Raw genomic sequence first — 7,851 nt, 5'->3', positions numbered from 1 at the left:
CAGTACACCAGCGTGGCTTTCCGCACGGAGCTTGCGCGCTGCGGCTTGGTGCAAAGTCTCAGCGGCGTTGGGTACTGCTTTGATAATGCGCGGATGGAGAGTTTTTTCGCCCGGCGTAAAGTACAGTTTACAAGGGACTACACAGGGTAGGTATCTGACGGGAGGGGTGCCGCCAGTCAGATTTTCCATGTGATGTTCAAGCTGTCGCTTGTGGCGGCTATGGTGGTGATCATCAAATCCACCACACGCCGCTTGTCATCAAAAGATACATTCTCCCAGGTATCGAGGTAGCCGGAAATCTGGCTGACCTGTTCCGGGCTGATGGCCTCCACAGTCAACTCCGCTATCCTTGCCAGAAGTTCCTGCTTGCGCCCGTCCAGTTCCGCTATCTTCACATTCACATAGGAGAACAGGACATTGTTTGCCCCCGTCAGACTGTCCACCAGCTTTTCAATCTCGCTGTCTACATGGGCAAGTTCCACTTGCAGGGCGGTGATTTTCGGGTTTGCCTTTGCCGCTTTCTTTTTTCCTGTCAGCGTCTTGTAGCTTGCCAGCTTCTTTACCATCTGCTGATAAACAACCGCTTCCAGTTCCGAAGTGATGATTTTCCCACAGCCAGGACAGCTTTTATTGTCCAGCCGTTTCGTGCAGCGGAGATACTGTTTGCCGGAGGGATTGTAGATACTCATAAGAGCATACCCGCAATTCCCGCACTTGATTTTTCCTGCCAGCCATGTGTGGGTGGCTTTCCGGGCAGACTGGATTTTCATGTTGTTCATCAGCTTCTTGCGGCAGGTCAGCCAGGTGTCGGAGGGGACGATACCCTCATGGGGAGCCAGTACCAGCATTTGGTCTTTTAAGTCGTTTTTCTTGCTGGCCTTTACATCTCGCCCTTGATACAGATAGCAGCCGTTCATGCCCGTAAAATCGGCAACGTCATTGACAATGACTGTACCTTGACTTTTGAAAAATTCGTACACATCAAGGTCTGCCTGCACATAGACAGGATTGCGTAACATCTGCGCCAGCGTGGGGCGTATCAGCTCTTTGCCATGGAACAAAATCCCCTGTTCGGCAAAGTACCGGGTAATGTCCCCGTAGGAAGTTGTGGGCTGGGCGTACATCTCAAACATCAGCCGGATATTGGCCGCTTCCTCCGGGTTTACCACCAGCTTCTTTGTGTTGATACCGTCCATCTTGATAGGCTCCGTATGGAAGCCGTAAGGGGCTTTCCCGCCCATCTTAAAGCCCCGCTGACTGCGGGAGTAGTAAGCGTCCGTTACCCGCTTCTGTATCGTTTCCCGTTCAAGCTGGGCGAACACGATACAGATATTCAGCATGGCCCGTCCCATCGGCGTGGAGGTATCAAACTTTTCCGTAGAGGACACAAACTCCACATTGTACTGCTGGAACAGCTCCATCATGTTGGCAAAGTCCAGAATGGAACGGCTGATACGGTCGAGCTTGTAAACCACGACCTTTGCAATCAAGCCCCGCTTGATGTCCCGCACCAGTTCTTGAAACTTCGGACGGTCTGTGTTCTTGCCGCTGTACCCTTTGTCTGTGTATTCCTTGCAGTTACCGCCTTTCAACTCGTATTTGCAAAATTCAATCTGGCTTTCAATGGAAATGCTGTCCTTTTTGTCTACCGATTGTCTTGCATAGATTGCGTCTATCCGATTGTTCATATTGTCGCTCCTTTTCTTAAAAAAGAAACGGAGCTGCTGACAGTTCTATTATACCGCCAGCAGCCCCGCAAATCAATGATGGGTTTGGAAAACCTTATGTCCCGGCTTCCTCACTCTCCCGCTTGTCGGCGTACTTGCGGAACACCTCATAAAGCTGCTGTTCCAGTTCCCGGCGTTTGGCTGCTTCCTGTTCCGGCGTGAACACCGGGGAGAGATTTTCCAGTGTGATTTCCTTTCCCTGAAAAGTCACGATTTCGATTTCCTTTTTGTATCTGATATTACTTATAAGATCACCTTTCCTTTCCATGCTGCCGCTGTTGCCGTTTCAGTTCCGCTAAAATCTCCGGCGGGATACGGTCAACCAGCCGCCGCATATCGTCCAGTTCGCTTTTTAACTTCGCCCGTTCCATCGTGTCATTCATCTTGCCTTTTTCGCTGGCCTTTGCCCTGACTTCCAGCTTTTCATTTTCCGCTAACAAGTCATTGATTGTGACCTTGTATTTTTTCAGTTGCCCGGAGAAGTTCTCCATCTGCGGAAACCACTTTTTCAGCATGGAGAGGGCTTCCTCTTTCTTCTTTCCGGCGTTCAGCGGGGTAATGCCGGAGAGAACCGCTTCAATGGCCCTCGCCTGTTTGGAGAGGTTGACCGCCTGTTTGAACAGCCGGGTGGGGATATGCTTCCGGCCCGTCTTGCTGGCGCTTTCCCCACGCTCCAGGTCGGGGTACTGCTCCACCATACAGGCGTGAAAATCGTCCTGCCACTTCGTCAGATTGGCCCGGTTGCCGATAATTTCTTTGGCGCACAGGCGGTTGTCCTTTGTCAGCGGCACAAAGACCAAGTGCAGATGGGGCGTTTTTTCATCCATGTGTACCATAGCCGAAACGATGTTCTCCCGGCCCACCCGGTCAATGAGGAAGTCCGCCGCCCTCTGGAAGTAGGCCGCTATCTCCTTTGGGGACTTGCCCTTGAAAAACTCCGGGCTGGCGGTAATCAGCGTGTCCACAAACCGAGTGCTGTCCTTGCGGGTGCGGCATCTGGCCTGCTCGATGCGGCTCTGAATGAAATGGTAGTAGCGGCCATCCGGCTTGACGATGTGGAAATTGTACTTGCTCCGGCTGGTGTCAATGTCCGGGTTGCTGGCGTACTGCTCCTTTTTCCGTTCATGGTGGGCTTCCAGCGGCCCCGCCGGGTGGCCCTTGTGCTTCTCAAATCGCAAAATTGCGTGTTGTGCCATTGAACTCCTTTCCCCATTCCATTCCTTTCCGGCGGGTTTTCCCGCCGAAAATATCTCTGATAGGATTGGAATGGAATGAATGTAAATAGATGGTTTTAATCTCTGTATTTCTATATACCGTCAGATTTCCGTACTTCAAGAGGATTGATTTTCGTACTCGCCAAGTACGGTTTTCAGCCCTCCGGCGTACCATAACCGGATTTCTTGAAGTCGGTGTTTGGAACCGCTTCATAGGATTTCGGGTAAATGCGGTTGGGTTTTCCACAGCCCTGTTTCTGGATTTCCACCAGCCCCGCATACTGCAACTCCCGCAGGGTGTTGACCGCTTTCTGCCGCCCGCAGCGGAGCAAAGCGACCACCTCGCAGATGGGGTAGTACAGGTAGACCCGCCCGTACTCGTCCGCCCAGCCGTTCTTCCGGGACAACTCCGCCCGGCGCAGGACAAAGGCATACAGCACCTTCGCTTCGTTGCTCAAGGGCTGGAATGTGGGTGCTTCAAAAAGGAAATTGGGGAGCCGGGTGAAACTGAACGCCTTTTCCGGCTGGTGAATATAAATCGTGTTTGTCATAGCGTGTTTTGTGGACGGTTAGAGGCCCGTTTTCCGGGGCGAATGATAAATGATACCAGCCGCCCCGGTTGAGGGCTTGCGGAGCCTTGCAAATCAAGGCTTTTCCCGCTCTTAACTGTCCACAGCAGACCTCCTTTTCCGTTCACTTTCTGTTTTCTGCCGCCTGTGAACTCTGGCGGCGCAGTCCGGGCAGTATTTGCCCCGGTTGGACTTCGGGACGAACACACCGCCGCACTCCGCACAGCGTTTCAAGTCCCTGTCCCGGTAAATCTCCGCTTCCAGCGTCCTGTCCAGCGGCAAGACCGCCCAGCGGAACCACTTGCAGCAGACGGAGAACGAAATCATCTGCGGACAGGCGCAGGTGTCGCCATCGTCCAGCGCAAGGCAGTTTCCGTCCTCGCAGTTGCAGCACTCCCGGCGTATCAGGCCGCTGGCTCGTCTCTTCTGGGGCGGGGTTATGCGGTAGGGGGAGCCGTCCGGCCTGTGTTCCAGCGGCGGCAGGTGTTGATAGGGTCTTTTGCTCATGCGTCCCTCCGTTTTCTTTGGCGTGTTCTGTTTCCAAGGTGCTTGTCCATCGATGAACTATCCCAAGTCTACACCTTTTTGACCGCCTGTGCCGTATATCCAAGAGGTAGGAAATCAGCCTGAAAAACTCCCTATTTCCACGCTCTCGGATTTGTGATATAATCAAAAAAAGATAAAAGACAAATTCAGGTTTCTGGTCTTCTTGCACAAAATAAAGGAGGAGCTATTATGCAAATTGTTTATATTCCAAGCGAATCAATGTCTGTTCAAGGTAAAAAAGATGAAATCTATAAAAGATATGGGAAAGACTGGAATATTAGAGAACAGGGAGGAGGTAACGGAAATTGGTTGTTGACCAGAAAAAGTGATGTGCTTGTAGATGGAAAAAGTTATCGTACTTTTGTACTTGAACACTACGGTAAATCCAAGCTGACAGCGAAGCTTGTTGATAAATTTCGTGAAGATGTAGCAAATGGTAAAATAAAACTGTAAATGCCTATGCCGTTATGCTATGAGCATAGTACATAGCATAACGGCTTCTCTTTCGTTGAGCTAGCAAGGAGGGTGAATATGTCTTTATCCATACAAGAGCGATTAAAAGACCTACGTGTGGAGCGTGGCTTGACGCTGGGGCAGCTTGCGGAGCAGACCGGGCTTTCCAAGTCTGCGCTGGGCAGTTACGAAACGGAAGACTTCAAGGACATCAGCCACTATGCCCTTATCCGGCTGGCGAAGTTTTACGGTGTGACCGCTGATTATCTGCTGGGGCTGTCTGAAATGAAAAATCACCCAAACGCCGATCTTGCAGACCTGCGTTTGAGTGATGAAATGATTGACCTGCTGAAAAGCGGGAGGATAGACAATACCCTGCTGTGTGAGCTGGCGGCGCACCCGGATTTCCCCCGGCTGATGGCTGACCTTGAAATCTATGTGAACGGAACGGCACTGAAACAGGCGCAGGGTGCAAACGCCATAGTGGACACGATGAGCGCAACTGTTATAAAAAAGCATAATCCTGGCATGAGTGATACGCAGTTAAGACAGCTTATCACCGCCCATATTGATGAGGACGAGTTTTGCCGCTATGTGATACAACGGGACATAAACGGGATTGCCCTTGCTCTGCGGGAAACACACAAGGACGATTTTTTCAGCGTCCCAGAGGATAACCCGCTAAAAGAAATGCTGGAAACTGCTGGTGAAATCGTCAGCCAGGACAGCGACACGGAACAAGCGTACTTGGCGTTTATCTGCAAACGGCTCAAGCTGAATTTTAGGAAGCTGTCAGTAGAAGAACGGAAGTGGCTGAAAAAGATTGCGGAAAAATCCGACTTGCTGAAGAATCCAAAACCGCAGAGAGGACGAAGATAAAAAATGCCTGAACGGCGGTTCTGGTTTTTCAGAACCACCATCCAGGCATTTTGTTTAGTAATAGAAAAAGGTGCAGTTGATTATTGCGTATTGTCAATCTCTCTCAAACCGGGTAGTAAAAATACGGCAAGCGCAACGATGATAATGCCAATTCCGCAAATGACAAACCATTTCTCAACTCCCAGCCGCTCCGCCAGAGGCCCGGAAATGACAAGGCCAAACGGCATGGCGAGGGAAGCGGCGCTTGTCAGTAGAGAAAAAACTCTCCCCAGATATTCTGGTTTGACCGTTTCTTGAAAAATCGCATTTTGCACACCGTAAAATGGAGCGGAAATTCCCATAACAGTACAGCACACAACAAAGACAAGAAATGCGTCTGGCGGCAAAAGCCCGGAGAGCATATTGCTAACGCCCATCAGGAGAACGGAAAGACCGATGGTGTACCGCCGTTTCTTAAAACCGCCCCAAATGCTCAGAATGACTCCGCCAAGCAGCATACCAACCGCAAAAGCAATTTCAGCGGCAGAGGCATGGGCCGGTGTTCCTTTGAAGTATGACATACAGATGAGAGGAAAAAGCGTACTGATTGGCATATAAAAGAACATATAAATTACACCAATCCAGAGCAGAGCAAAGAGGCCCCTGTTTTGCTTTAATACCACATACCCCTCTTTCATATCCTGTAAAAACTGTTGTCTTTTCGTTTCTGGACATAGTTCAGGCGTTGGTATGGACGAAATCGCAACAGTCACACAGGCAAGGATTGCACCCACAATATCTAACAATATAATTGCATTAAGAGGCCAAACAGCATATAAAAACGCTGCGGCAGCTGGACTGATAATCGCACTTACTGCTTGCATGGTCTGCGTGTAACCAGCGCATTTTGTAAGTTCCTCTTTTGGCACAATCATAGGTGTTGCTGCGCTGAATGCTGGAGAATGAAAAGCAGTTCCCGCACTTCGGATTAACAGGACAACCATAATAGACCATACGGGCAATTCCATGTAAAACGCCACCAGCGCCAGAATACCGCCAGCGGCGGCAATTATCAAATCCGCACCAATCATTACGCTTTTACGGCTGTGCCGGTCAACAAAAGCACCTGCAAACGGGCCTAAACAGGCTTGCGGCAAAAATCCAATCAGTGTTGCCGCCGTCAATATGATTGCAGAATTAGTTTTCGCAACCAAATAAAAGATAATGGCCATTTGCAAAATACCGCTGCTAATAAAGGATATTGCTTGTCCGGCAAGAAGTGTAAAATAAGTTTTTCTCCATGAATTGTTGTTTTGGGTCATAATGCGAACCTCCTTTTTTATTGCATTGTTCCTTTGTTTCTGCAATAAAAAGCAGGCGTTGTCCCACAGAGAGGGCAGACGCCTGCATAACAACAAAGCACGAAAAAACACCACGATACAGTTCAAAGACTGCTCGTGTCAAACCTACGTGTTCCTTTGCATACGCACGCAAAAAAAGCCCACCATCATGTGGAAAGGTACTTCTACTTTTTATTGCTTATTAGCGTACACAAATTAACACACGTAAGCCTCCTTCCAATCTCAAACTGTCGCACAGTATAACACACATCCGATAGACTTGTCAACCATTTTTAACCTTGTTTTCCATCTTGTTTTTCCATCTCTTACGGGCAGTAGCAAAGCCAGGCGAGCCAGTCAACGGTCAAGATGAACGGCGCTTTCAGCGCCGCCGTTGACAGTCTCGCCCGTCTTTGCTAATGGGTAATCAAGGCGGGAAAGCCATTTTAGGGCTTTCCCGCCCATTTCAATTTTGGGAGAAGAAAGGCCCCAAAATGAACGAGTGCGGCCAAACACTTTTAGGGATTGGCCACCTTGTCCACCCATCCAGCGGGGCGGCGGGGAACGGTCAAGGCCGGGCGTCAGCCCATTCATTTCAGCCTTGACGGTTTCCTGCCGTCCTGCTACTTTTCCCGGAGTGTGGCCACACATCTGGTCACGGTGTCCAGAGCTTTGGGACTTTTTGTCCCATAGGCCGGGGGCGGAGGACGAGGGACGGGGGCTTTCATAATACGCCCTGTCTGCTGCTGAAATCAGCCCTTTGTTTCCGGCTTACCAGCCCCAAACAAAGCCCTGCTTTCCTGCCGCGTCAAATGCCCTTGCCCTCCCCGGCGGCAACGGTATTTTCAGGGCAACGCCGACAGAGCGTATAACACACTACACTTTGCTCCGCAAAGTCGTGTGCCAAATGGGGCGCTGCCCCCTTTGGAAACCCCCGCAACAAACAGGTGCTATGCACCCAGCCGGGAGCATAGCGCCGTTTGTTGTCAGCAGCCCGTTTCACGGTCTGCGTGTAGTTCCTTGTAAACTGACCTAAAATTTTGTGTAAGCGATATTCGACAAAGTCAAGAATGGCACTGGAAAGTAGGGCGGATTCTGGCCTGAATCCCTTGTTTACCGAAAGTCATGGCGGTCAGAACGGTAT

10 protein-coding genes are annotated in these 7,851 nt (G+C 50.3%); 2 read left to right on the top strand and 8 right to left on the bottom strand.

Annotation, left to right across the window (positions count from 1 at the left end; translation table 11 throughout):
- The 6 genes from ACTNBU_RS12145 to ACTNBU_RS12120 form a co-directional block, all read right to left on the bottom strand.
- A partial coding sequence (locus ACTNBU_RS12145) for a hypothetical protein (RefSeq protein ID WP_441034305.1) occupies positions 1 to 189 on the bottom strand: 189 nt, incomplete at its 3' end.
- The gene (locus ACTNBU_RS12140) at positions 177 to 1,688 is read right to left on the bottom strand and encodes a recombinase family protein (protein WP_002575864.1); all 1,512 of its coding nucleotides are present in this window, start codon (positions 1,686 to 1,688) and stop codon (positions 177 to 179) included. The genes ACTNBU_RS12145 and ACTNBU_RS12140, both read right to left, overlap by 13 nt.
- Positions 1,689 to 1,782: 94 nt before the next feature.
- Positions 1,783 to 1,974, bottom strand: a complete 192-nt coding sequence (locus ACTNBU_RS12135) for a hypothetical protein (protein ID WP_321118048.1) — start codon at positions 1,972 to 1,974, stop codon at positions 1,783 to 1,785.
- A 4-nt stretch (positions 1,975 to 1,978) separates the two neighbouring features.
- Positions 1,979 to 2,923, bottom strand: coding sequence for a MobV family relaxase (gene mobV / locus ACTNBU_RS12130; RefSeq protein ID WP_002575862.1), 945 nt, complete (start codon positions 2,921 to 2,923; stop codon positions 1,979 to 1,981).
- A gap of 173 nt (positions 2,924 to 3,096) precedes the next feature.
- Positions 3,097 to 3,492: a replication initiator protein A gene (locus ACTNBU_RS12125; protein ID WP_002575861.1), complete on the bottom strand. Its 396-nt coding sequence runs from the start codon at positions 3,490 to 3,492 to the stop codon at positions 3,097 to 3,099.
- Between the two features lie 111 nt (positions 3,493 to 3,603).
- Positions 3,604 to 4,017 (bottom strand): cysteine-rich VLP domain-containing protein, encoded by a 414-nt coding sequence (locus ACTNBU_RS12120; protein ID WP_002575860.1) that lies wholly within the window; start codon positions 4,015 to 4,017, stop codon positions 3,604 to 3,606.
- Between the two features lie 228 nt (positions 4,018 to 4,245).
- Here ACTNBU_RS12120 and ACTNBU_RS12115 point away from each other — a divergent pair, with 228 nt between their 5' ends.
- Together ACTNBU_RS12115 and ACTNBU_RS12110 are read left to right on the top strand one after the other, a co-directional pair.
- Positions 4,246 to 4,509, top strand: a complete 264-nt coding sequence (locus tag ACTNBU_RS12115) for a hypothetical protein (protein WP_002575859.1) — start codon at positions 4,246 to 4,248, stop codon at positions 4,507 to 4,509.
- A gap of 78 nt (positions 4,510 to 4,587) precedes the next feature.
- Positions 4,588 to 5,388 (top strand): helix-turn-helix domain-containing protein, encoded by an 801-nt coding sequence (locus ACTNBU_RS12110; protein WP_002575858.1) that lies wholly within the window; start codon positions 4,588 to 4,590, stop codon positions 5,386 to 5,388.
- Positions 5,389 to 5,468: 80 nt separating this feature from the next.
- Here ACTNBU_RS12110 and ACTNBU_RS12105 read toward each other — a convergent pair whose 3' ends face one another.
- Positions 5,469 to 6,689 (bottom strand): MFS transporter, encoded by a 1,221-nt coding sequence (locus ACTNBU_RS12105; protein WP_002584949.1) that lies wholly within the window; start codon positions 6,687 to 6,689, stop codon positions 5,469 to 5,471.
- Positions 6,690 to 7,064: 375 nt separating this feature from the next.
- Positions 7,065 to 7,301, bottom strand: a complete 237-nt coding sequence (locus ACTNBU_RS12100; RefSeq protein WP_014080336.1) for a hypothetical protein — start codon at positions 7,299 to 7,301, stop codon at positions 7,065 to 7,067.
- Positions 7,302 to 7,851: the final 550 nt, after the last annotated feature.

It is taken from the genome of Dysosmobacter sp. HCP28S3_G4 (assembly GCF_052065175.1).
GTDB lineage: Bacteria > Bacillota > Clostridia > Oscillospirales > Oscillospiraceae > Oscillibacter.
Note: the sequence above shows the minus strand (reverse complement) of the source record. Positions and strands in the feature narration are given on the sequence as shown.